The organism is Halobacterium sp. MBLA0001, from assembly GCF_049705385.1.
GTDB classification, from domain to species: Archaea; Halobacteriota; Halobacteria; order Halobacteriales; family Halobacteriaceae; genus Halobacterium; species Halobacterium salinarum.
The window spans coordinates 994271-1017177 of sequence record NZ_JBNAMQ010000007.1 but is presented as its reverse complement, the minus strand read 5'-3'; the positions used below and the strand labels follow the sequence as shown (position 1 = coordinate 1017177).

Below are 22907 nucleotides of genomic sequence, written 5' to 3'. Positions count from 1 at the left end.
GGCGCTGGCGGTACGGAACACTTTTGTTCACAGCTATCATACAGCGATTTGAATGGGTGTCGACGAGGACAAGCGCGCGACCCTGCGTCGGTTCGCGGCGGTGGGTGCGGCGGGGCCACTGGCGCGACTGGCGGGCGGTGATTCCGACGACGACGGGGCGTCGGGAAGCGACGTCCGGGACGCGATCACGGGCTACCTTGCGAGGACGCCGGGCGCACACTTCTCGAAGCTCCGGGACGATCTCCAACTGGGGACGGGGGAAACCCAACACCACCTGCGGCGGCTGTGTGCGGACGGCGTCGTCGAAAGCGTCCGCGACGGGGAGTACAAGCGGTTCTACCCCGCCGGCCGGTTCTCGGCGTTCGAGCGGCGCGCGCTGGGGTATCTGCGCCGGGAGACCCCGCGCGGGATGATCCGTGAGTTGCTGTCGAACCCTGACGCGTCGGCGGGCGCTGTCGCCGATGCGCTGGACGTGTCACCCGCGACGGTGAGCAAGTACGGCGCCGAGTTAGAGGCGGCGGGCGTGCTTTCGCGGGCGGACGGCTACGAGATCCAGGAGCCGGAGACGCTCGTTGTGTTGCTCGTGCGGTACGCCGACTCCTTCGACGCGGCGACGGTGGCGTTCGCCAGTGAGGCCGCGTCGATGGTCAGCTACGATCCGTAGCGCGCGGAGCTACGCGCTGGCGACTTTCCACGTGGTCGAGGAGGAGTACCCCCACCGCTCCACGTCGAGGTCGTGATCGGCGTCCTCGATGGCGGGCATGTTCGCACCGACTTCTTTCGCCGAGAGATCGAGTTCGTCGCCGATGAGCCGCGATTTGAAGTACGTGCGCTCGTCGGCGTGGTCCTGCAGGTACGAGAGGATGCGGTGCTGTTTCGGGGTGAGTGTCCGGCTCGCCGCCGTGGTCGCGCTCATGAGTGGGTAGACGGTGTGTCGACCCAAGAGGGATTTGGTACGGCTGGTAAAACCCGTCGCCGTCCTGCGATTCTGCGGGGTCCAGTGGGGGCGCACGACCGGGAAAACCGCCGGCGTTGGTAGACACTGGAAAGGACGCGTCCCGGGCTGTGAGCGCGTGGATACAGAAGGTACTTACAGTGAGCTAGCCGACAGTGCTGGCAATGAGCGAGACGGCCGTCGAGGTGAGTGTCGTGCTGCCGGCGTACAACGAGGCCGACACCATCGACGCGACGGTGCACACCACGGTGGAGACGCTCGCCGGGTTTCTGCCCGCGGGCAGCTTCGAGGTCATCGTGGCCGAGGACGGCTGCGACGACGACACGCCGGCGCGTGCCGAGGCGCTGGCCGCCGAGCAGTCCGCGGTGCGACACCTACACAGCGAACAGCGGTTGGGGCGTGGCGGGGCGTTGAACGCCGCGTTCGACGTGGCGGACGGCGACACGCTGGTGTATTTCGATACGGATCTGGCGACGGACATGCGCCACCTCGAAACGCTCGTGGAGCGCGTGCGTACGGGATCGGCCGACGTCGCCACTGGGTCGCGGTGGATGCCCGGCGAGACCGCCGATCGGCCGGCGAAGCGCGGCATCCCCTCCCGGGTGTTCAACGGGGCGGTGCGGACGCTGCTGGGGTCGACGGTTCGGGACCACCAGTGTGGGTTCAAGGCGCTCAGCCGGTCGGCGTTCGAGGCGCTGGTCGACGACGTGGCCGACGAGCATTGGTTCTGGGACACGGAGCTGCTCGTCCGGGCGCAGCGCCAGGGGTTCGACGTCGAGGAGTTCGCCGTCGACTGGACGCCGAAAGGCGACTCGAAAGTCGATCTGGTGCGCGACGTCTTCGGCATGGGGAGCCAGATCCTGCGGTGTTTCTGGGAGTTCTCCGTGCGTCCGTACGCCAACCGGCGGACGGGGTTGGCGGTGGGCAGCCTGCTGTCGGTGGTCGCGTTCGCGTTGATGTTCGTCTACATCGACGTGGAGGCGTTCGTCGACGCGGTGGCGAACGCCGATCCGGTGTTCGTTGCGGCGGGCGCGGTCGTGTACGCGCTGTCGTGGCCGCTGCGGGGGCGTCGCTACGGCGACATCCTGGCGGAGCTCGGCTACCGCGAGGACGTGTGGTTTCTCACGGGCGCGGTGTTCATCAGTCAGACCGGGAACCTCGTGATCCCCGCGCGGGCGGGTGACGCCATCCGCGCCTACGTCGTGAAAGCGCGGCGCAGCGTGCCCTACACCACGGGGTTCGCGTCGTTGGCGGTCGAGCGGGTGTTCGACTTGCTGACGATCACCGTGCTTGCGGGGGGTGTGCTGGTCGCGCTGTCGGCGTTCGCGCCGTCGACGGTGACCGAGTTGGCCGCGACCGCAACCGGAGACAGCCTCACCGGGCCGGCGTCGGCGGCCGTCCAGCAGGCGACCGTGGTGTCGACGGTCGTCGGCGCGATCGCGGTGAGCACGGTCGCCGTGATCGTGTGGTCGGCGCGGACCGACACCAACTACGCGCGCCGCGTGGTGGCGTGGACCAGCGACGACTCCTACGTGGAGCTCGTGGCGAGCGTCGTCGAGCAGTTCGTCGGCGACATCCAGCAGGTCGCGGTGAACGGCCGGGCGTTCGCGTGGATCGGCGTCTCGAGCGTCGTCATCTGGACGATCGACGTGGCGACGGCGTTGCTGGTGTTCGTGGCCTTCGGGCTCGACCTCTCGGCGGTGGGGCTGGTCGCGGTCGGGTTCTTCGCCGTGAGCGTCGGCAACCTCTCGAAGGTGATCCCGGGGCCGCCCGGCGGGGTCGGCGTCTACGAGGCCGCGTTCGCCGCCATCGTGTCGACGCTGTTGCCGGTGTCGTTCGGGACGGCAGTGGGGATCGCCATCGTGGATCACATCGTGAAAAACGTCGTGACCGTGGCGGGCGGCGCGGTGTCCATGATGACGCTGAACGTGTCGCTGACCGAGGCCGTGGACGGGCGTGATGCCGACCTCGGCGCGGACCGGGAGTCGGCGGTGGGCGTCGACGACTGAGTCAGGTGGCGTGGAGCTGGTCGGCGAGCAGTTCGATGCCGTCGATCAGCCGGGGGCTCGGCTGGTTCAGGAGGCTGTCGTCGACGACGTGGACGGCGGCGTCGAGGCCCCAGCGTGTGGCCGGGTCGGCGTCGGTCTGCCGGCCGGCACCACAGATGTGGACCACAACGTGGTCGGGGGCGGCGGCGCGCACAGCCGCGGCGTCGACCTCGTGGGAGCGGGCACCGGCATCGACGAACGGGTACTGCCCGCCGGCCGCGTCGACGGCGTCGGGCACCCAGTTGCCGGCTGCCATCGGCGGGTCCGCCCACTCCTCGCAGTAGACGGTCGGCCCGTCCGCCGGGGTGGCGTCACGGACGCCGGCGAGGCGTCGCCGACAATCGGCGGCGAGCGCGTCGCCGGCGTCGGGCCGCCCGACGGCGTCGCCGATGTCGGCGAACGACGCGAGCACGTCGTCGAGTGTCGCTGGTGCGGTGTGGTGGACGTCGAACCCGCGGCTCCGGAGGGCGTCCCGGATCTCGGCCTGGAGGGCGTCGCTGGTCAGGACGACGTCCGGGTCGAGGTCGACGACGCGGTCGTAGTCGGGGGTCAGCCAGCCCCCGACGGCCGGCGTGTCGGGGGCGTCGCAGTGGGTTGTCGTGCCGACCAGGCGGTCGGACGCGCCCAGTGCGGTGACGACGGCGGTGGCGCTGGGTGCAAGCGAGACGACGCGCATACGTGGGTGTGGCGTGGCGGGCGGAAAACGCTCGTGGTGGCGGTTCCCGGGGCGGCGTGTGATCGGTCAAACGAAACCCTATAATAATAGTTCCTAAACAATACGTTAGTTCCGGCGCGGCGCTGGCGAACAGATCGAGCACCGCCGCGCCCGCATGCGGCTGTGTCTGTCGGCCTAGCGGCCGTGTTGTCTCATCCCGGACCGCGACCGAATACACAACTGTTAAGAGGGAACTGGGTAAATAACTTGGCTACGACTCATCCGGGTTTTTCCGGGGGGCTGTACGCTACATGACAGACGCACGAATGCGTTCCCGAGAGCAGGAGCGCACGGACGAGACGGAATCGGAATCGACGGACGGCTGCCCAGAGTGCGGTGGCCTCGTGGTCAACGACGAGGAGCACGGCGAGTCGGTGTGTGCCGACTGTGGGCTGGTCGTCGAGGAGGACGGCATCGACCGCGGCCCCGAGTGGCGCGCGTTCGACTCCAAGGAGAAAGACGAGAAATCCCGCGTCGGTGCCCCGACCACGAACACGATGCACGACAAGGGGCTGTCGACGAACATCGACTGGCGGGACAAGGACGCCTACGGGAACAGTCTCTCCAGCAACCAGCGCCAGAAGATGCAGCGCCTGCGCAAGTGGAACGAGCGCTTCCGCACCCGGGACGCCAAAGAGCGCAACCTCAAGCAGGCGCTCGGCGAGATCGACCGGATGGCCTCCGCGCTCGGGCTGCCGGACAACGTCCGGGAGACCGCCTCGGTGATCTACCGCCGCGCGCTTGAGGACGACCTGCTGCCCGGGCGCTCCATCGAGGGCGTCGCCACGTCCTGCGTGTACGCCGCCGCGCGCCAGGCCGGCGTTCCCCGCAGCCTCGACGAGATCGCCGACGTGTCCCGCGTCGAGAAGGCCGAGATCGCGCGCACGTACCGCTACGTCGTCCGCGAGCTCGGCCTGGAGGTCGCGCCCGCCGACCCCGAGAGCTACGTGCCGCGGTTCGCAAGCGACCTCGGGCTCAGCGACGAGGCCTCCCATCGCGCCCGCGAGCTCCTGAAGACGGCCAAAGACAAGGGCGTCCACTCCGGCAAGTCGCCGGTCGGGCTCGCGGCCGCGGCGGTGTACGCCGCGGCGCTGCTGACGAACGAGAAGACGACGCAGGCGAAAGTCTCGGAGGTCGCGGACATCTCCGAGGTCACCATCCGCAACCGCTACCACGAGCTGCTGGAGGCCGAAGACACCATTCCGGTGTAGACGTCACACCCCGCTCGGAGGTGTCCCACCTTTTTGCCACTGGCCGCGTGTGAGCCGGGTATGGAGTTCCAGGATTTTCTGCTCGCCGCGTCAACCGGCGATCTCGGCGCCGCGCCAGCGGCCCCCGAACACGTCGACCTCGTCGAGTTCCGCATGGACCTGGCGGCCGACCCGCTGGCGGCCCTCGACGACTACGACGGGGTGTTGCCGGTGTTGGCGACCAACCGCGCCGACTGGGAGGGCGGGGCTGCGGCCGACGGCGGCGACCGGATCGACGCCCTCGCGGAGGCCGCAAGGACCGACTGCGTCGCAGCCGTCGACATCGAGCGCAGTGCGCTCGTGGACGACGACACCGCCGACGGCGCGGAGGCGCTTGCGGCGGCGCGTTCGACGGACACCACAACGGTGGTGTCGGCCCACGACTTCGACGGGACGCCGTCGCTGTCCGCGATGGCGGATCTGCTCGGGGAGGCGTGCTCGCTGGGCGACGTGGGGAAGCTGGCGGTGACCCCCCAGGACCGCGGTGACGCGCTGGACGTGATCCGTGTGACACACGAGTACAGCGCCGCGGGGATGACCGTGGCGACCATGGGCATGGGCGATCTGGGCCGACACACGCGGGCCGTAACCCCGCTGTACGGGTCGAAGCTCGGATACGCGCCGGTTGCCGACGGGGAGACGACCGCGCCCGGGCAGTACGCGCCGGCGGCGCTACAGGCGCTGATCGCCGACCTACAGTAGGTGGCCGCGTTCGGTGGGTTTACCATTGGGGCCGACAGACATCCACTGTGGCTAACAGACGTGGACTGCTGGCTGGTGTGCTGGCGTTCGTCTACCCGGGGCTCGGACACATCTATCTGCGGGCGTGGGTGCGGGCCATCGCGTGGTTCGGGCTGTCGATGGCGGTTGCCGCGCTGGTCATCCCGGATGCCGCATACCAGGCGATCGAGGCGCGTGGGGTACAAGGTGCGATCGACGCGGGCGCGACCATCGGACCGAGAGTGATGGTGAGCCTGCTTGCCGTACGGGTGTTCTGCACGCTTGACGCGTACATCCTGGCGGTCAAGGAGTCGTCGCCGGCGGCGGCGACCGACGACGACGCGGCTGTGTGTCCGGCCTGTGGGAACGAACTCGACGAGGAGCTGGAGTTCTGTCCGTGGTGTACGCAGCGCCTGGAGCGTCCCGGGGAGCTGGACTGACCGCGGTTACTGCTCGATGATGCGCTCGTCGATGGCCTCCCCGAAGTGGCGGCCGCCGTCCTGAAGGAAGACGTGGAGGTCGTCGCCGACGGACAGGTCCGTGACGGCCGTGCGGCCGTTGGGGGTTGCGACCTTGATCGTTTCGGCGTTCTGCAGGAGGGTTTCGATGCGGTCGCCGTCGTCGGTTTCGGCTTCCACGCGGAACATCGGCCGTTTCTCGATTTTCGCGCGCCCGACGACCGCCGAGCGGGTGCGCCCGTCGCCGTCGACGACCTGGACTTCGTCGCCGCTGCCGAGCTCCGCGAGGTATTTGGTGCCGCCGTCGGGCGTCCGCACGTAGGCGTGGACCGCGCCCGCGTTCACGCGGAACGGCCGCGCGGCGACGTACGGCGACTGGGCGGTTTCGGCGTGCACGAAGAACAGCCCGCGGCTCATCGAGCCGACGAGCATCCCCTCGTCGTCGGCCAGCAGGCTGCCCGTGTCCACGCAGACGCGGTCGGCGCTGCCGGCCTCCTCGATGGTGGTGATGGTGGCCGTCGAGAGGGCGAGGTGTTCGCGGTCGGCGGCGTCCCGCACGGACACCGTGCGCCGGATCTCGTCGGGATCGTCGCTGTCGAGGAGGACGGCGTCCGCGCCGATGTCGAGCGTCTCGAAGGCGGTTTCGGCTTCCGCGGCGGATTCGACGCCGGCGACGAGCGTGGTTTCCTCGCCGATGCGCGCGATGAGGTTCTCCAGGGGGATGATCGTCCAGTCGTCGCCGACGACGATGGTGTGGTCGGCGACCTCGGCGGCGGCCTGCGCGAACGGCTCGTACTCCTCGTCGCGGATGCGGACGTACGCCGTGTCGGCGTGCCCGCGGCGGAGCGCCGAGAGGTCGGCGCTCCCCGAGAAGTCAGCGGGGAGATCGACGGTGCCGTCGCCTTCGCCGTCCTTCCCGGCGACGTAGGCGTCGGGGTCGGCGTCGGTGCCTTCGGCGTCCTCGATGACGTTCGCGTCGTCGGTGGAGAACGCGGCGACGTTCACCGAGCCGAGTTCGCGGACGCGGGCGACGTCCGCGCGGTCGACGAGCACCCAGTCGACGCCGGCCTCCAGGCCGGCGGTGATGCGGCGTTTGCGGGTCTCCCAGTCGCCGACTTCGTCGTCGGCTTTCAGCCAAACGGACCGTGTCATTGCCGGGTGGAGGCGGCACGCGGCCTAAAGCGTACCGGAGCGGCTGACGCGTGGCATACCAGAAGCGGGCGATTTATTCGTCGGTGGCGTCGTAGCTGCGGTATGGCAACCCGCGAAGGGGAACAGAGCTTCCTTGCTGATCGGATGCCGCTTCCCGTGGACGCTGCACAGTCGCTGAGCTGGGCGCTTGGCAGCGAGATCGCGGCGGAGAAGCCCGAGTGTGCGCGCCTCGAACACGCCGACTGGAGCTGCTCGGTGACGGTGTTCGAGGCGACACCGAACACCGTGATCGCGCGGTTCCGGACGGCCGTCGGCCGGGAGTCGTTTTTCGGGCTGGCGAGGGCGGACGTCGAGGACGTGCTCGCGCGTGCGCCGGGCGGGTGGCAGGTGACTGACGCCGAGCGTTAGGCGTCGACGACGAGACCGGCCCGGGCGAGCGCCGCTTCGGGGTCGGCGTCGTCGTGGACGACCGCCGAGATGGCGGCGGTCATCGCGCCGGGGGTGGCGTGTTGGAAGACGGTGCGGCCAGTGGAGACGCCGGCCGCGCCGGCGTCCATGGCGTCCCGGATGCCCTGCAGTGTTTCGCGGTCGCCGGCGGGGTCGCCGCCGGCGATGATGACCGGCTTGGCGGTGGCATCAACGACGCGCTGGAAGCTCTCGGTGCTGCCCGAGTAGGCGGTTTTGATGACGTCCGCGCCGACTTCCTCGGCGAGGCGGACGGCGTGGCCGAGGTTCGCGGCGTCGTGTTCGTCGACGCCGGGGCCGCGGGCGTACGCCATCGCGAGCACGGGAACGCCGAGGCGGTCGGCGTCGGCGGCGACGTCCGCGAGCGCGGTGATCTGGTCGGGTTCGTGGTCGCTGCCGACGTTGATGTGGACGGAGACGGCGTCCGCGCCGGCGCGGACCGCGTCTTCGACGGTGCCGGTGCGGCGTTTGTCCGTCTGGTCGGGGCCGAGGGCCGTCGAGGCGTTGAGGTGGACGATGTAGCCGGCGTCGCCCTTGTTGGGGTGGACGCGGGGGGCGATGCCCGGCTGGGTGAGGACGGCGTCGGCGCCGTTGGCTGTGACCTCACGGATGGTGGCTTCGATGTCCACGAGGCCGTCGATCGCGCCGAGGGTGATGCCGTGATCCATCGGGATCGTGAGGAGTCTGTCGTCGGTGCTGATGCGGTTGAGTCGTGCGGTTTTCCCGGCGTCAGTCATTGGTACTGGCTAGCAAACGTTGGGCTATTTGTGTTCCGGTTCCGGCACGCCCCGAGCGGCGCCGGCCTTCAGCTCGGCGGCGAGGTCCCGCAGGCGATCGGCGACCACGCTGGGGGGGTCGTCGTCGGCAACACCGTCGGCGACCGTGTCGACGTACGCGCTCCCCACGATGACGCCGTCAGCACCGCTGGCCGTGATCTCGCGGGCCTGCTCGCCCGAGGAGACGCCGAACCCCACGGCCTTCGGGATGTCCGTGTGCTGGAGGGCGGCGAGCGCGTCCGGCGTCGCCGCGCTGACTTCGTCACGGGCACCCGTCGTGCCGACCCGGCCCTGCACGTAGACGAACCCCGTGGTCAGATCGAGCATGCGCTCGCGGCGGTCGGCGGTGGTCGTCGGCGCAACGACGAACACGAGATCGAGGCCGTGGGCGCGACACGCCTCCCGGAGCGGGCCGGACTCGTCGACGGGCAGATCCGGAACCACGAACCCGGAGACGCCCGCCTCGGCCGCCGCGGAGACGAACGCCGCGGGCCCGGCGCGGTCGCCGTACTGGAACAGGAGGTTGTAGTAGGTCATACAGACAACCGGCACGTCGGCGTCGATGCGCGCCACGAGATCCAGGTAGGCGTCGGGCGTCATGTCGGCATCGAGCGCGCGCTTGATCGCGTTCTGGATGGTCGTCCCCTCCGCGACGGGTTCGCTGAACGGCAGCCCGAGTTCGATCACGTCCGTGCCGCCGTCCACGAGCGCGTCGATGTACTCGGCGGTCGCGGCGGGCGTCGGATCGCCCGCGACCACGTACGACACCAGCGCCGGGCCGTCGTCGAAGGCCGCGGCGAGGTCGCTGCGGGTCACTGCTCGAACACCTCCATGTCCGGCGCGGCGTCGATGTCGTTGGCCGCCGACGCCTCGATGACGGTGTCCAGATCCTTGTCCCCCCGGCCGGAGACGTTCACCACCACGGGACCGTCGCCGTCGTACTGGTCGAGGGCGGCGACCGCGTGGCTCGTTTCGAGGGCGGGGATCACGCCCTCGTCGCGCGACAGCCGGTGGAACGCCGCGAGCGCGGCGTCGTCGTCGACGTTGGTGGGTGTGATGCGGCCGGTGTCGACGAGGTGTGCCAGCTCCGGGCCGACCCCCGCGTAGTCGAGGCCGGCGGACACGGAGTGTGATTCCACGATCTGGCCGGTCTCCGTCTGAAGGAGTTTCGTGCGCGCGCCGTGCAGGACGCCCTCAGTGCCCGTCGAGAGGCTGGCGGAGTTCGGCGCGTACCCCGCGTCGTCGTCGACGCCGAGGCGCGAGCCGCCGGCTTCGACGGCCAGCAGGTCCACGTCGGGGGCCGGCTCGTGTGTGCCCGCCGGAGCCCCCGGCAGGCTGGCGCTCCCGACGAACGCGCCGAACGCACCCATGGTGTTCGAGCCGCCGCCGGCGCACGCGATGACGGCGGCCGGGAGTTCGCCGAGCTGCTCGCGGGACTGCGCGCGCAGCTCCTCGCTGATGATCGCCTGGAAGTCCCGCACCATCGACGGGAACGGGTGTGGGCCGACGACGGAGCCGATGACGTAGTGGGTGTCCGCGACGTTCGTCGCCCAGTCGCGCATCGTCTCGTTGATGGCTTCTTTCAGCGTCCCCGAGCCGACGGTCACCGGGTTCACGTCGGCGTCGTGCAGCCGCATCCGGAAGACGTTGGGGCGCTGGCGGTTCACGTCGGTGCGCCCCATGTAGATCTCGCATGGCATCTCCAGGGCGGCACAGGCCATCGCGGTTGCGGTGCCGTGCTGGCCGGCCCCGGTCTCCGCGACGATGCGGTCTTTGCCCATGTATTTGGCGAGCAACACCTGCCCCAGGGCGTTGTTGAGTTTGTGCGCGCCGCCGTGCAGGAGGTCCTCGCGTTTGAGGTAGACGTCGACGCCGTGGCGCTGGCTGAGCGTCGGGGCGTGGGTCAGCGGCGTGGGCCGCCCGCCGAACGAGCGGATGCGCTGGCGGAAGTCGTCCACGAAGCCGTCCTCGTTGTCCAGGACGTACCGCTCGTAGGCGTCGGTCAGCTCCTCGACTGCGGGCATCAGTACCTCGGGGACGTACTGGCCGCCGTAGTCCCCGAACGTTCCGTCCGTCCGTGTCGTGTCGTCGGTGTTCGTGCTCATGCAGTGACAAGCCTCCGTGTGGTGTCGCGTACCGGGCCGTCCATGATCGCGCTCCCGACGAGCAGTCCGTCCGCGCCCGCCGCCCGCATCGTGCGGGCGTCGGTGGGCGTCGCGATCCCGGATTCGGCGACGAGCGTAACGTCAGCCGGGGCCTCGGGGGCGACGGCACCGAACGTGTCGAGATCAACCGTGAGGGCGGTGAGGTCCCGGTTGTTCACGCCGATGATGTCCGCGCCGGCGTCGACGGCACGCGCCAGCTCCCGGCGGCTGTGGACCTCGACGAGCGCCTGGAAGCCGCGGTCGCGGGCGGCCGCGAGCATGTCGCCGAGGTCGTCGCCGAGGAACCGCGCGATGAGCAACACGGCGTCGGCCGCGACGGCGTCCAGTTGGGGTTCGGTCAACAGGAAGTCCTTGCGCAACACGGGCACGTCGACGGCGTCCCGGATCGCGCGCAGCGCGTCCGTGCTGCCGTCGAAGTGGTGTGGCTCGGTGAGCACGGAGATGGCTGCCGCGCCGCCGGCGACCATCTCGCGGGCGAGCTCTGCGGGGTCGCCGCTGTGTTCGGTGTCGGTGGTCGGGCTGGTGGGTTTCACCTCGGCGATGATCGGCGTGCGGCCGTCGGCGGCCGCGCTGTGGAGGGCGGCGGGCAGCGAGCGCGCCGAGACGGTGCACCGCCGTGCCGGCGGGTCGCGGCGGCGGGCGGCCGCCAGGATCGACTGGACCGGGGACGCCAACGACGAACTGTCGTCCATTGTTGTACATCAATGCATTACTCTGTACATAAAGCTTGCGTCAGCCGGGACGCTCAAGGCCCACACGACCGACCAGCTACGCACATGGGTCCGACCGGAGTCTACGCACGCAGCGTCGACGGCATCGGCACCGTACAACTGGGCATCGCGGGCGACCGCGTCATCAGCGTCTCGTTCCCCACCCACGCGCCCGAGGACGCCGCCGCCACCCACCCGCTGCTTGACCGCATCGCGGACTACGCGGCCGGTAGTGCCGAGGACTTCCGAGACGTCCCCATCGGCCTCACGCTCCCAACCCCCCAGCGCCGCGTGCTCGAAACCATCCGATCGGTCCCCTACGGCGACCGCGCCGACGTGGAACTGGCAGCCCGCATGACCGCCGGCATCGACCACACCACCACGGACGGCCACAACACGGTCAGGACTGCCCTGGAAGCGAACCCGGTCCCGCTGCTGGTCCCCGATCACCGCGTCGAGAACGCGCCGTCGAGTGCGCCCCCACCCGTCGCAGAAACCCTCCGCAACCTCGAACGCTGACCCGCAGGCGGCGCTGCGAACACGCGCTCCGGAAGAAGAGACGCCGCGACCGCGGCTACTGCGGGCTCGGATTGCCGCCCGTGGTGCCGGAGTCGGACGCGCTGTCGAGCGCCTTGCCGGTGATTGACTTGAGGCGGTCGACCAGCGAATCCTTCTCGGGTTCGCCGACCAGCGCCACATCGAGCACTTCGCTGATGTGTGTCACCGGAATGATCTCGATCTCCTCCTCGTACTCGTCCTCGATCATCACGTCGTCCTCGTTGGCCTTCGGGATGATGACCCGCTCGCAGCCGGCCTTGGCGGCGGCCTCGATCTTGTGTGTGACGCCGCCGACCGGCAACACGTCACCGCGGACCGAGAGGCTGCCAGTCATCGCCAGCTCCTGGGCGACGGGGATGTCCTCCAGGGCGCTGATGACGGCGGTGGCGACCGTGATCGACGCCGAATCGCCGTCGACCCCGCCCTCACCGGCCTGCACGAACTGAATGTGCGTGTCCTTCTCGGACATGTTCTCGTCGCTGAACTTCTTGATGATCGCCGAGACGTTCTCGACGGCCTCCTCGGCCATCTCTTTGAGCTGGCCGGTGGCGTAGATGCGGCCCTCCTCCTGGCTCTGTGCGGGCGTGATCTCCGCCATCACCGGCAGCATGATGCCGGAGTCACCACCCATCACCGCGAGCCCGTTGACCCGGCCGACGGCCTCCTCGCTGGTGGTGCCGAGCTCGTAGTCCTTGCGGCGCTGGATGTAGTTGTCCACGAACTGCTGTTCGATGGAGCGCGAGCGCTTCTTGGCTTCGAGGACGTCCGACCGCTGCGTGAGGTCGTGGCCCTCCGAGCGCGCGATGTCGCCAGCAACCCGGACCAGCCCGCCGAGATCGCGCAGCTTCAGCGTGAGGCTGTCCTTGCGGCCGGCGCGGCGCTTGGCCTCCAGGATGAGCTCGCGGATCGCGTCGGGGGCGAAATGCGGGAGGTTCCCGTCCTTCTCGACCTCCTGGGCGACGAACCGCGCGTACTTGCGCCGCATGTCGGGGGTGTCCTCGATGGTGTCGTCCATGTACACCTCGTAGCCGTACCCCTTGATGCGGGAGCGCAGCGCCGGGTGCATGTTCTCCATGGCGTCCATGTTCCCGGCCGCGACCATGATGAAGTCACACGGCACCGCCTCGGTCTGGACCATCGCCCCCGAGGAGCGCTCGCTCTGTCCCGTGATCGAGAACTCGCCCTCCTGGATGGCGGTCATCAGCTTCTGCTGGGACCGCACGTCCAGCGTGTTGATCTCGTCGATGAACAACACGCCCTTGTTGGCTTTCTGGATGGAGCCGGCTTCGACACGCTCGTGGCTCGGCGTCGCCATCCCGCCGGACTGGAAGGGGTCGTGGCGAACGTCGCCGAGCATCGCGCCGGCGTGTGCGCCGGTCGCGTCCTCGAAGGGCGCGACCTGTCTGTCGGCGTTGTTGATGAGGAGCTTCGGCACCATCGCGTCGCTGCCGCGGTTGGTGTACCGGAACAGGAGATAGATGCCGGCTGCCGAGAGCAGCGCCAGCAGCGGGCGCGCCGGCGTCGCGATCAACAGCGCGTAGCCGACCGCGAGCAGGATCATGATCCACATGAGGAACGACCGCATCTGGTTGCGCTTGCGGGCTTCCTCCTTGTGGGCGTCAACGATTTGCTCACCCTTCCCGGCCGGGACGGTCCTGACTTTCGGCTCGTTGGAGTCGTCGGGGTTGTGGTAGACGAGCACGTCCTGCAGGCTCTCTTTCGGGAGCAGCCGGCTCATCGCTTTGGCCAGCAGGGATTTGCCCGTACCCGGCGACCCGATCATCATGACGTGGCGGTGCTGTTTGGCCGCACGCTTGACGATCTCGCGGGCCGCCTCCTGCCCGATGACCTGGTCGACGAGCCGATCCGGAACTGTGATGTCCGACGTGTCGTCGATGCGCAGGCCGCCAAGCAAGTCGTCCTCGGCGTTGTCTTCGTCGATAGACACATCACCCTCAACGCCCACGTCGCTCCCGAGGTTCTCCAGGTCGTCGACCTCCCCAGCGTCGTCCACGCTGTCGGCGGGGTCGTCCTGGAGCCCGTCGGTGTCGTCGTGATCGACGGACGGCTCGGGGTCGTCGGGGTCGTCGTCGGGCGGCGCGTCGTTCGTCGATTCGTTGCTCATAGAAGTTGGTTCGACACGAAAAAACACGGGTGGGCAACTGATATACTTTCTCCCTTGAAACGCCGTCTAATCGGCCGTATTCTCCGCGTTTCGGGGCCATACTACGGGTTCCGCGATTCGTATCGAGGCGAACTCGCCATTCTTATGGTCGCCGACCAGATTCGTCTACGCGAGAGATGACTCGCGGGTTCTATATCGGTCGCTTCCAGCCGTTCCACACCGGCCACCGCCGCGTTATCGAACAGATCGCGACTGAGGTCGACGAGCTGGTGGTGGGGATCGGGAGTGCGGGGGACTCCCACTCGGCCAGAAACCCGTTTACGGCCGGCGAACGGATCATGATGATCACGAAGGCGCTGGTCGAGTTCGACCTCGTGACGTATGCGGTCCCCATCGAGGACCTCGAACGCAACGCCGTCTGGGTGAGCCACGTGCGGTCGATGTGCCCGAAGTTCGAGGTCGCGTACTCGAACAACCCGCTGGTGATTCGGCTGTTCAACGAGGCCGCCGTCGAGGTGCGCCAGCCGCCGATGTACGACCGGGACGTCCTGGAGGGGGCGGAGATCCGTCGCCGGATGGCCGACGGCGACGACTGGGAGAGCCTGGTGCCCGACGCCGTCGCGGATGTCGTCGCGGAGATCGACGGCGTCGAGCGCATCCAGCACGTGGCCGACACCGACGCCAACGGTCACGACTCGGGGCTGCGGTAGCCCGCCCGGGACAACGGGCGTTTTTGTGCACGCCGGACGACACGGAGACCGTGATCACGCTGAGCTCTGACTTCGGCTCGCCGTACCCGGCAGCGATGAAAGGCGTGGTGTTGCAGACGACTGACGCCAGGCTCGTGGACATCGCCCACGACCTCCCCCGCCAGGACGTCCGCGCGGCGGCGTTCTGGCTGCGGGAGGTGGTGCCGTACTTCCCGCCGGCCGTCCACCTGGCGGTCGTCGATCCCGGCGTCGGAACGGACCGCAGCGCCGTCGTGGTGCGGGCGGGAAGCCACGCCATCGTCGCGCCGGACAACGGCGTGGCGGTGCCGGCCGCGCGCCGCATCGCAGGCGACGCCGCCGACATCGACGTGTTCGAGATCGACGTCGAAGACCCCGCGAGCGCGACGTTCCACGGGCGGGACGTGTTCGCGCCGGCGGCCGCCGACATCCACGAGCGTGGCGTCGATACGTTCGACCAGTATCCCGAGTACGAGCCGACGGCCGACTACGAGCGCGTGTCGTTTCCCGCGCCGGCGGTCACCGATGGCGGGGCGGCCGGCATGGTCATCGCCGTGGACGGGTTCGGGAACGCCATCACGAACCTCCCGGGGGAGATCGTCGCCGACCGGGTCGGGGACACCGTCGAGGTCGACGGCGTCGCCACGCCGGTGCGGCGGTCGTACGCCCACACCGACCCCGGGCAACGCCTCCTCACCGTGGGCAGCCACGGGAACGTCGAGTTGGCGGTGAACCGCGGCCGGGGCGACGACGCGTTCGGCGTGAGCGCCGGCGATGAGGTGACGGTGGTGTGGTGACGGCGTTCGGCGTGATGAACGCGGTCGGCCTGGTGGCGTTCGCCACCGTCGGCTCGCTGAAGGCGATCGACGCCGACTTCGACGTGCTCGTCGGGTCGGTGCCGGCGATGTTGCAGTCCACCACCGACGTGGGGTTCGCGCTGGCGGGCGTGGTGGTGGCGGTCGTGGTGGCGCGACGCGTCGGCACCGAGGTGCTTGCCCACCCGGTCGTGGACGTCCCGGACGCCGTCGGGCTGGCGGCGTTCGCGGCGTCGGGCGCGCTGGTCGGCGTCGGGGCGGACGTGTCGCCGTTCGGGGTGGTCGTGCTCGGCACCACCACGGGAGTCGGCGGGGGACTGGTGTCCGACGTGCTGTTGCAGCGCGTGCCGTTCGTGCTCACGGAGGACCTGTACGCGACGTGCGCGATCGCCGGGAGCACCGTGTTGTGGGTCGCCACTGCGTCGGGGCTGGGGGCCACGATCGCGGCGGCGGCGGGCGCGGGGGTCACGCTCGCGGTGCGGCTGCTCGCGATCCGCTTCGAGTGGGCGCTGCCGACGGTCCGGCTCAACGCCCCGGCGTGACGGCGTGGCCCGGCCGGCGGGCGGGCGCGCGCACCGCCAGACCGAAATAGCCAGCCGGCAAGCACTCCAGCATGCTGGAGTTGGAGCACGGGTTCCGGGTCGTGGACTGTCACGCACGGCTCCACGCCGGCCCGGGGCGTCCCAGCCGCGGCCGCACCATCGAGGGGGAGGCCTTCGAGCGCGAGATGCATCAGGCGGGCATCGTGCGCGCCGTGGTGTTCCCCGGCCCGCGGAAGGGCGAGCAGGGGTATCTGCGCGCGAACAACGCCGTCGCCAGGGAGGCGGTCAAGCGCCCGTTCGTGGCGTTCGCGCGCATCGACGGCCCCCGGGATCCCGGCCGGGGCGCGGTCGCGGCGGTGCGGAACGTCGCCGCGTCACGGGACGACTGGCAGACCACCCCCGAGGACATCGAGCAGTACGCGTACGACGACCGCTTCCACGGGTTCAAACTCGACCCCGCACAGGACGGGCTGCCGGATGCGGATGTGCTGGACGTGTTGGACGACGTTGGACTGCCGGTGCTCGTCGACGGTGGCCGCCAGTTCACGCCGGCCGCGCTGGCGGAGACGCTGCTGGATCGCGAGTTCCCCGTCGTGCTGGGGCATTTCGGGGGCCATCCACTGGATCGTGAGTTGATGACGGCCGCGGTGGAGCTGTTGGAGTCGCACGAGTCGCTGTACGTGGACACTGCGGGCGTCCGGTACCGGGAGATCCTGGAGCGCGCGATCAGGGAACACCCCGACCGGGTGGTGTTCGGGTCCGGCGCGCCCGCGACACACCCGAACGTCTCGCTGATGGAGGTGTTGACCCTCGATGTCACCGAGGACGCCATGGCGAAGGTGCTCGGCCAGAACCTCGCGCGGATCCTGCCGGCGGCCGCCAGCGGCTAGTCGTGGCGGGCGTGCACACGGTCCATGCGGGTCGACACGCCGTTGGGATTGCGGGTGGTGGTGCGGTCGGCGACGCGCGCCGACAGGCCGGCCTGGCTGCCCCGCCAGAGCCCGGGGAGGACGGCCAGCCCCGCGCCCACCCACGTCGAGAGGTCGGCGTCGCCGCGCAGGACAGCGCCGCCGACGCTGGCGGCGTCGCCGACCGCGTGGCGCAGAACGCGGGCGGTGATGGCGGCGGTTGCGCCGTAGTTCTTCGTGAGGCGGTAGGCGAGCGCGCGGTATTTCAACCCGCGGGCGGAGCTGTCGGCGTCCTCGGGCAGCCGGTGGATGACGTCGTCGGCGTCGGTGCGGAGCACGCAGGCGTTGGGGGCCCACGCCACCCGGCGATCCATGCCCGCCAGCCGGTGTGCGGCGTCGCGGGCGGCACCCGTCTGGAGCGCCTCGTCGAAGCCATCGAGTGCGCGCAGCGCTCGGCGAGTGATGGCGACGTTTGCGCCGTCGAAAAACGTCACGTCGCGGCCCGAGACCGTCGCCTCGTCGACCGATTCGGTGGTGACGCCGCCTTCGACAGTGCGGTGGACGGGGCCGGTGACGGCGTCGGCGCCGTCGGCGATGGCGTCGGCGACGGCGTTCGTCCACCCCGGCTGGATGTGTGTGTCCTGGCCGATGAACGCCACGACGGTGCCGTTGGTGGCGGCGATGCCGGCGTTCCGGGCGGCGTTGAGGTTGCGCTCAGAGAGTTCAAGCAGCGTGTCGACGGCGTCGTGGTCGCGCACCGTGCCGGAGGTGCCGTCGACCGACGGGCCGTTCGCGACGACGACCTCGGCGGCGGGTGCGTGGGCTGCGAGCGCGTCGAGCGCGTCGAGGAGGGCGTCGCGCGCGTTCAGGGTGGGCACCACCACCGAGAGGTCCATACGGTGTCAGTTCGGAGCCGGCGGTAAAAACACCCCGCCTCGCTGGCGCGGGTCAGAGGCGAACGTCCCAGTAGGAGACCGACGCCAGCGGCTCGCCGAGCGGCGTGTCACCGAGCGTCACGTCGGCGTTCCGGAAGGGGCGCGCGATCCAGTCCGGAACCTCCCGGTAGAAGCCGTAGGGGGCGATGAAGTCGTGGTCGGCGTCGGCCAGCGTGAGGCCGGCACCCGACACCAGCGCGCGCACCTCACGCGAGCCGTACAGCCGCGACCCCATGGGGAGCAGCCAGTTGTACAGCGACCGCGTGCTGAACCTGTTGAACGTGTCGAAAAACACCTGTTGCTTGGAGACACGCGCCATCTCGCGGAGATACGTCGCCGGGGAGTCCGCGAGGTGGAAAAACCGCATCGCGAAGACGCTGTCGAAGTGGTTGTCGGGGAACGGCAGCCGGCCGGCGTCCCCGCGCATGAACTCGATGGTGTCCGCGACTCCCGCCTGTGCGGCCTTCTGGCGGCCTTCCTGGAGCATCGGCCCGGAGATGTCGAGCCCGGTGATGTCCGCGCCGCGCTCCGCGAGCATCACGGTGAACCGACCGGTGCCGCAGGCGATTTCGAGGACGCGGTCGCCGTCCACGCGTCCGAGCGCGTCAAGTACTGCCCGCTTCTCGCGGCGGTCGATGTAGCGGCCGCCCCGAGAGAATCGCTTCTCGTCGTACTCTTCGGCGACCTCGGTGGCCTGGTACCACTCCTGTCCCTTCACGCTTATACGGCCACGTCGTGGGCGGGGATGTAAAACCGTACTGGAACGCCGCGGGACTCGTGGCGGGTCCGTGAGTCGGCGACTGCGGGGTGCTGAACGGCGGCGGGCCGGCCATAATATAATATAAGGTGTTTAGTTGCACGGGGGGACAACACTTACCTGCGACGGTGTGTCACGTCCTGACATGAGCGCGTCCGCGACCGAAGACAAGCCGGCCCCTGTCGACGACGAGGAGTTCCGGAGTCGACTGCAGGAGCTCCCGCCGAGCGCGAAACTCGTTGCGAAGGTCCTCGAAATCGACTCCCCGCTGTCCCAGGGCGAGCTCGCCGACGAATCGCTGTTGCCCGACCGCACAGTCAGGTACGCGCTCAACCGGCTCGACGAACAACACCTGGTTGACTCCCGGTACAGCTTCGAAGACGCCCGCAAGCAGGTGTACTATCTCGCCGGCTGACCCAGGGTTTTCCTCGCTGCCGCCCGTGAACGCGAGCATGATCGAGCGGTACCCAGTAGACGGTGCCACTCGTGCACCCCACGGCACGACCAACGCGTACCTCGTAGACGGCCAGGCCCGCGTGCTCGTCGACCCCGCCGGGCGGACGGCGGCCCTCGATGCAGCCGTCTCGCGGGGAGTGGATCACATCGTCGTTACGCACGCCCACCCCGACCACGTCGGTGCCGTGGACGCGTACGCGGCCGCGACCGACGCCACCGTGTGGGCGCACGCCGCGTTCACGGCGCGCTTCGAGCGCGAAACCGGCGTGGCACCCGACCGCGTGTTCCGCCCGGGGGACGCGATTGGCGACACGGCGCTCACCGTCACGGACACCCCGGGCCACGCTCCCGACCACGTGGCGGTGCTCGCCACCGTGGACGGCGAGTGCAACGCCATCAGCGGGGACCTCGTGTTCGCCGACAGCAGCGTCTTCGTGGGTGCCGTCGACGGCGACATGCGCGCGTATCTCGCGTCCCTGCGCCGGCTCGCAGCCGGCGCGCCGGCCCGACTCCAGCCCGGACACGGCCCCACGATCGAGCAGCCGGCCGATCGCCTGCACGCGCTGTACGCACACCGCCGCGACCGCGAGCGCCGCGTCCTCGACGCGGTCGCCGCGGGCTGTGAGACGGTCGACGCCATCCTCGATGCGGCCTACGACAAGGACCTGGCGGGCGTCCGCGACCTCGCCGGGCAGACCGTGCGCGCGCACCTCGACAAGCTCGCCCGCGAGCAGCGCATCGACTGGAACGGGTCCCGCGCGACCCACCAGCCTGCGTGAGCCGCGGGCGCGTGACTTTTGCGCGTCGGTGCCCTGGACGCGAGCATGCAGGACCTCGAAGCCGAACTGGAGCGCGCACGCGAACTCGACGTGGCCACGCTGGCGGACGCCATCGAGACCATCGGCTTCGAATGCACGCGGTGTGGGGCGTGCTGCAAGAGCGAGGCCGACGACCCCCACACGGCGACCGTCTTCCCCGACGAAGTCCGAGACGTGCAGGCCGCCGCCGGTGCTGAAACGGACCGCGACTGGCGGGACGTCGCGCGCCCGATGCCGTACGGCCTCGACGAGGACGGCGCGGGTGAAACCTTCGAGTGGGCGCTGCAGGCGGACTCCTGTGGCGACTGCACGTTCTACCGGGAGGACGACGACGGCACCGGCGCGTGTTCGGTGCACGGCAGCCGCCCGCTCATCTGCCAGACGTACCCGTTCAGCGTGGCCCTCGGCGGAACGAGCCAGCCCATGGGCGAGGCCGTCGACGAGGCGGGGATGGTGCGCGCACACGAGTGTGAGGGGCTTGGCCGCGACATCTCGCGGGCGGACGCCGAAGAGCTCGCCGGCGCGCTCAAAGCGCGTGCGATCCGCGAGCTCGAAGAGGCAATCGACGTGCGGGAGGCGTACGCGCCGGCGAACCCGGAGCCCGGCGCGACGGTGGTGCACGATTCGGAGGGCGCAAAACGGCCGGACGGGTCGGCGTACCCCAACTGAACACCCCCGTGCGTCGCCGTCGCTGTGACAACGACTAAGTGGCGAGGGGGTGACACACCGATGGAGGTATTCGACATTGGAGATATCTGACGAACTGCTCTGTCTGTTCAACGCCGAGGTAACGGTCAAAGACGACGAGTACGTGGTTGAAGTGCCCAAAAGCGAGATCGAGACGGGATCCGTCGATCCGGGCGACGTCTACCGTGTCGCGCTCATCGAACGCCATGGCGACGCGGACAACACCTCGACGACGTCTTCGGCGTCGTCGTCGTCATCCTCGACGTCGACTGGGGCGTCGTCGGAACCCCAGCCGCCGGTCGAGGAGGGTGAGATCCGCTACGTCGAGATCGAGGACATCGGCAAGCAAGGCGACGGGATCGCGCGCGTCGAGCGCGGATACGTCATCATCGTGCCGGACGCCGAGATCGGCGAGCGCGTCAAAGTCGAAGTGACGGAAGTGAAGTCGAACTTCGCGGTCGGCGAGATCATCGACGAGGAGTACTGACCGCGGACGCCACGCGTCCCTCTCGACATCCGCGTCTGACATCCTCCCACGGCTAAAGCCGTGGGGTTCCCCCACTGGGGGTTGAATCCACGGAAACGGAGAGGTTCGCAGGTTCGTCGTCACGGTGGACGATGACCTGCGTTTCGGGCTGTGCCAGTACAGCCCCCGCCTCGGACAGCGGTTTCGAGAACTTGCCCAAGGCTCGTTTGCCGATGTTCAGCGCACCGTTCTTGTCTGCGTTATCATCCAGTCCGCACTCGGGACACTCGAAGCGTCCCTGCGTTGCTCGGACTCCCTCGCAGGCACAGCGGTTGCACGTCTTCGACGTGTCGTACTCGTTGACCAGCTGCACGTCGATACCCGCGTCGTGGGCCTTGTACTCGATACAGTTGAGCAGGCGGGCGAACGGCATCTTGTGGGTCTTGTCGTTGACGTACCGCCCCTTGTCGTTGTCCTTGCGAATCCCACCGAGGTCGCCCACGACGATAACCGCGTTCCGCTCCTCGGCATCCTCTACGATTTGCCGAGCAATCTTGTGGAGCCGGTCGTCCACTTTCCGTGCCTCGGCGTCACCGATACGCTCGACCACCTGCTGTCCTTGTCGGGGTTTCGCCTTCCCGATAGACTTCCGCAGTTGTTTGTAGTGTTCGCGGATGCGGCGAACTTCCTCGCCGTAGAACGTGGTTGTGCGGTCGGAGAGGAACGCGCAGGTGGCGACCCATCGTGCGCCCATGTCGATAGCCAGTACGTCGTCGTACTCGTCGGCCACGGTCACAGACCGTTTGACGACGAGATGGACATACCAGTCACCGTCACGGCGCACTAACTCGCTGTCCCGAACATCGCCCTCACGGACGAGTTGTTCGTCCTTCCGGGGGATGTGGGCAGGACACCAAATTGAGTTCCCCCGTCCCCGTTCGGGATCGTAGACGGGGACGTTGACCCACCACGACGAGAGAACAGTGTCCTCGTCGTGAGACACGTCGAACACGTCGTTGCGGAGAACGACAGGCTGTTCAGTGCCGGGATTCGGGTCTTTTTGTCGCTGAACTTTCGACGCCTGCTGGTCGGTCGCAGAGTAGAGGTCGGCGTCTCCGTCGTGAACCTCAGTCTGGAACGCCTCGTACTCGCGGGCGAGAAGGTCGGCTTTCCTGTTGGTCAGCGAGTGGAGTTTGACCCGCACCGTGGTTGAGACGTTCCGCTGCATACTACTCACCTGCTTGGGCGTCGATGTACTCCTCGATGACCTCGCTGGACACGTCACCCGCACTTGATACGAAATACGAGCGCGTCCACAGTGACGGCAAGCCGAAGTCGAACTCATCACGCAGGTGGCGCGAGGAGTAGCCCTTGATCTGTTGCATGATCTTGTTCGGAGCGAGCGTTGGATCGCCCGTGATGAACAGGTGTACGTGGTCGGGTCGAATCGCCAACTCCAGTATCTCTACACCGAGTTCGTCGGCTTTCTCCTTGATGAGTTCTTCGAGCCGGTCGCGTACCTCGCCCGTTAGTACCGATTTGCGGTACTTCGGACACCAGATGAAGTGGTACTGGAGTTTATGGACGTTGGTACGTTCCCTGTCGAACCCACGAGGCATCGTCAGTATATAGAATAGCTTCACCTAAAGATATTACGCAAACATCCAACCCCAGCCGTGGCTACGGGCGTGTATAGAT

At 68.8% G+C, this 22907-nt stretch carries 27 protein-coding genes; 15 read left to right on the top strand and 12 right to left on the bottom strand.

Annotated features, from left to right (window positions below):
- The first annotated feature begins 52 nt into the window (after positions 1-52).
- Positions 53-664, top strand: a complete 612-nt coding sequence (locus ACOZ32_RS06470; protein ID WP_285254629.1) for a winged helix-turn-helix transcriptional regulator — start codon at positions 53-55, stop codon at positions 662-664.
- A gap of 9 nt (positions 665-673) precedes the next feature.
- On the opposite strand, the gene ACOZ32_RS06465 is transcribed toward ACOZ32_RS06470, so the two are convergent.
- On the bottom strand, positions 674-916 hold the full coding sequence (locus ACOZ32_RS06465; RefSeq protein ID WP_010902191.1) for a DUF7123 family protein: 243 nt from the start codon (positions 914-916) through the stop codon (positions 674-676).
- Positions 917-1119: 203 nt separating this feature from the next.
- Here ACOZ32_RS06465 and ACOZ32_RS06460 point away from each other — a divergent pair, with 203 nt between their 5' ends.
- On the top strand, positions 1120-2964 hold the full coding sequence (locus tag ACOZ32_RS06460) for a flippase-like domain-containing protein (protein ID WP_285254630.1): 1845 nt from the start codon (positions 1120-1122) through the stop codon (positions 2962-2964).
- Position 2965: 1 nt separating this feature from the next.
- Here the strand turns inward: ACOZ32_RS06460 and ACOZ32_RS06455 are convergent, their stop codons facing one another.
- Positions 2966-3679 (bottom strand): cobalamin-binding protein, encoded by a 714-nt coding sequence (locus ACOZ32_RS06455; protein ID WP_424335085.1) that lies wholly within the window; start codon positions 3677-3679, stop codon positions 2966-2968.
- A 290-nt stretch (positions 3680-3969) separates the two neighbouring features.
- Here ACOZ32_RS06455 and ACOZ32_RS06450 point away from each other — a divergent pair, with 290 nt between their 5' ends.
- Genes ACOZ32_RS06450 through ACOZ32_RS06440 form a run of 3 tightly spaced genes read left to right on the top strand, consistent with a single transcriptional unit; the run spans position 3970 to position 6128 of the window.
- On the top strand, positions 3970-4929 hold the full coding sequence (locus ACOZ32_RS06450; RefSeq protein WP_010902188.1) for a transcription initiation factor IIB: 960 nt from the start codon (positions 3970-3972) through the stop codon (positions 4927-4929).
- Between the two features lie 60 nt (positions 4930-4989).
- Entirely contained in the window at positions 4990-5670 is a 681-nt protein-coding gene (locus ACOZ32_RS06445; protein WP_012289139.1) for a type I 3-dehydroquinate dehydratase, read from the top strand.
- 47 nt (positions 5671-5717) lie between these two features.
- Complete coding sequence (locus ACOZ32_RS06440) at positions 5718-6128, top strand: DUF7575 domain-containing protein (RefSeq protein WP_012289138.1); 411 nt, start codon at positions 5718-5720, stop codon at positions 6126-6128.
- A 6-nt stretch (positions 6129-6134) separates the two neighbouring features.
- On the opposite strand, the gene ACOZ32_RS06435 is transcribed toward ACOZ32_RS06440, so the two are convergent.
- Positions 6135-7298, bottom strand: a complete 1164-nt coding sequence (locus tag ACOZ32_RS06435) for a 3-dehydroquinate synthase II (RefSeq protein WP_010902185.1) — start codon at positions 7296-7298, stop codon at positions 6135-6137.
- 102 nt (positions 7299-7400) lie between these two features.
- On the opposite strand from ACOZ32_RS06435, the gene ACOZ32_RS06430 reads away from it, so the two are divergent.
- Complete coding sequence (locus ACOZ32_RS06430) at positions 7401-7706, top strand: hypothetical protein (RefSeq protein ID WP_012289137.1); 306 nt, start codon at positions 7401-7403, stop codon at positions 7704-7706.
- Here ACOZ32_RS06430 and ACOZ32_RS06425 read toward each other — a convergent pair.
- From ACOZ32_RS06425 to trpC, 4 genes are read right to left on the bottom strand one after another with little or no spacing between them, the layout of a single operon-like run.
- Positions 7703-8500, bottom strand: a complete 798-nt coding sequence (locus tag ACOZ32_RS06425; RefSeq protein ID WP_285254990.1) for a 2-amino-3,7-dideoxy-D-threo-hept-6-ulosonate synthase — start codon at positions 8498-8500, stop codon at positions 7703-7705. The genes ACOZ32_RS06430 and ACOZ32_RS06425 overlap by 4 nt on opposite strands.
- Positions 8501-8524: 24 nt before the next feature.
- Complete coding sequence (gene trpA / locus ACOZ32_RS06420; protein WP_285254991.1) at positions 8525-9355, bottom strand: tryptophan synthase subunit alpha; 831 nt, start codon at positions 9353-9355, stop codon at positions 8525-8527.
- The gene (trpB, locus tag ACOZ32_RS06415; RefSeq protein ID WP_010902181.1) at positions 9352-10644 is read right to left on the bottom strand and encodes a tryptophan synthase subunit beta; all 1293 of its coding nucleotides are present in this window, start codon (positions 10642-10644) and stop codon (positions 9352-9354) included. Before trpB ends, trpA begins: the two co-directional genes overlap by 4 nt.
- A complete protein-coding gene (gene trpC, locus ACOZ32_RS06410; RefSeq protein WP_235263164.1) occupies positions 10641-11396 on the bottom strand; it encodes an indole-3-glycerol phosphate synthase in 756 nt (251 codons plus the stop codon). Before trpC ends, trpB begins: the two co-directional genes overlap by 4 nt.
- A gap of 84 nt (positions 11397-11480) precedes the next feature.
- Between trpC and ACOZ32_RS06405 the strand changes: the two genes are divergently transcribed.
- The gene (locus ACOZ32_RS06405) at positions 11481-11933 is read left to right on the top strand and encodes an MGMT family protein (protein WP_285254992.1); all 453 of its coding nucleotides are present in this window, start codon (positions 11481-11483) and stop codon (positions 11931-11933) included.
- Between the two features lie 55 nt (positions 11934-11988).
- Here ACOZ32_RS06405 and lonB read toward each other — a convergent pair whose 3' ends face one another.
- Positions 11989-14097, bottom strand: a complete 2109-nt coding sequence (gene lonB / locus ACOZ32_RS06400) for an ATP-dependent protease LonB (protein WP_285254993.1) — start codon at positions 14095-14097, stop codon at positions 11989-11991.
- Between the two features lie 176 nt (positions 14098-14273).
- Here lonB and ACOZ32_RS06395 point away from each other — a divergent pair, with 176 nt between their 5' ends.
- From ACOZ32_RS06395 to ACOZ32_RS06380, 4 genes are all read left to right on the top strand, one after another.
- The gene (locus tag ACOZ32_RS06395; protein WP_205251430.1) at positions 14274-14807 is read left to right on the top strand and encodes a nicotinamide-nucleotide adenylyltransferase; all 534 of its coding nucleotides are present in this window, start codon (positions 14274-14276) and stop codon (positions 14805-14807) included.
- Between the two features lie 50 nt (positions 14808-14857).
- Entirely contained in the window at positions 14858-15622 is a 765-nt protein-coding gene (locus ACOZ32_RS06390) for an SAM hydrolase/SAM-dependent halogenase family protein (protein ID WP_424335084.1), read from the top strand.
- A 14-nt stretch (positions 15623-15636) separates the two neighbouring features.
- Positions 15637-16182 carry a trimeric intracellular cation channel family protein gene (locus ACOZ32_RS06385; RefSeq protein WP_424335259.1) on the top strand — a complete coding sequence of 182 codons (546 nt, stop codon included), beginning with the start codon at positions 15637-15639 and terminating at the stop codon, positions 16180-16182.
- Between the two features lie 71 nt (positions 16183-16253).
- Positions 16254-17072, top strand: coding sequence for an amidohydrolase family protein (locus ACOZ32_RS06380; protein WP_010902174.1), 819 nt, complete (start codon positions 16254-16256; stop codon positions 17070-17072).
- Here ACOZ32_RS06380 and ACOZ32_RS06375 read toward each other — a convergent pair.
- Positions 17069-17986, bottom strand: coding sequence for a glycosyltransferase family 2 protein (locus ACOZ32_RS06375; RefSeq protein WP_010902173.1), 918 nt, complete (start codon positions 17984-17986; stop codon positions 17069-17071). The genes ACOZ32_RS06380 and ACOZ32_RS06375 overlap by 4 nt on opposite strands.
- A gap of 52 nt (positions 17987-18038) precedes the next feature.
- Positions 18039-18743: a class I SAM-dependent methyltransferase gene (locus ACOZ32_RS06370; protein ID WP_012289133.1), complete on the bottom strand. Its 705-nt coding sequence runs from the start codon at positions 18741-18743 to the stop codon at positions 18039-18041.
- A gap of 184 nt (positions 18744-18927) precedes the next feature.
- Between ACOZ32_RS06370 and ACOZ32_RS06365 the strand changes: the two genes are divergently transcribed.
- The 4 genes from ACOZ32_RS06365 to ACOZ32_RS06350 all read left to right on the top strand — a co-directional run bounded on the left by ACOZ32_RS06365 (position 18928) and on the right by ACOZ32_RS06350 (position 21230).
- Positions 18928-19197 carry a MarR family transcriptional regulator gene (locus tag ACOZ32_RS06365; protein ID WP_010902171.1) on the top strand — a complete coding sequence of 90 codons (270 nt, stop codon included), beginning with the start codon at positions 18928-18930 and terminating at the stop codon, positions 19195-19197.
- 37 nt (positions 19198-19234) lie between these two features.
- Entirely contained in the window at positions 19235-20017 is a 783-nt protein-coding gene (locus ACOZ32_RS06360) for an MBL fold metallo-hydrolase (RefSeq protein WP_010902170.1), read from the top strand.
- A 45-nt stretch (positions 20018-20062) separates the two neighbouring features.
- Positions 20063-20725 (top strand): YkgJ family cysteine cluster protein, encoded by a 663-nt coding sequence (locus tag ACOZ32_RS06355; RefSeq protein ID WP_010902169.1) that lies wholly within the window; start codon positions 20063-20065, stop codon positions 20723-20725.
- A 76-nt stretch (positions 20726-20801) separates the two neighbouring features.
- Positions 20802-21230 carry a TRAM domain-containing protein gene (locus ACOZ32_RS06350; protein WP_010902168.1) on the top strand — a complete coding sequence of 143 codons (429 nt, stop codon included), beginning with the start codon at positions 20802-20804 and terminating at the stop codon, positions 21228-21230.
- A 52-nt stretch (positions 21231-21282) separates the two neighbouring features.
- Here the strand turns inward: ACOZ32_RS06350 and ACOZ32_RS06345 are convergent, their stop codons facing one another.
- Both ACOZ32_RS06345 and tnpA read right to left on the bottom strand, forming a co-directional pair.
- Positions 21283-22437: an RNA-guided endonuclease InsQ/TnpB family protein gene (locus ACOZ32_RS06345; RefSeq protein WP_010902167.1), complete on the bottom strand. Its 1155-nt coding sequence runs from the start codon at positions 22435-22437 to the stop codon at positions 21283-21285.
- A gap of 1 nt (position 22438) precedes the next feature.
- Positions 22439-22828: an IS200/IS605-like element ISH22 family transposase gene (gene tnpA / locus ACOZ32_RS06340; protein ID WP_010902166.1), complete on the bottom strand. Its 390-nt coding sequence runs from the start codon at positions 22826-22828 to the stop codon at positions 22439-22441.
- Positions 22829-22907: the final 79 nt, after the last annotated feature.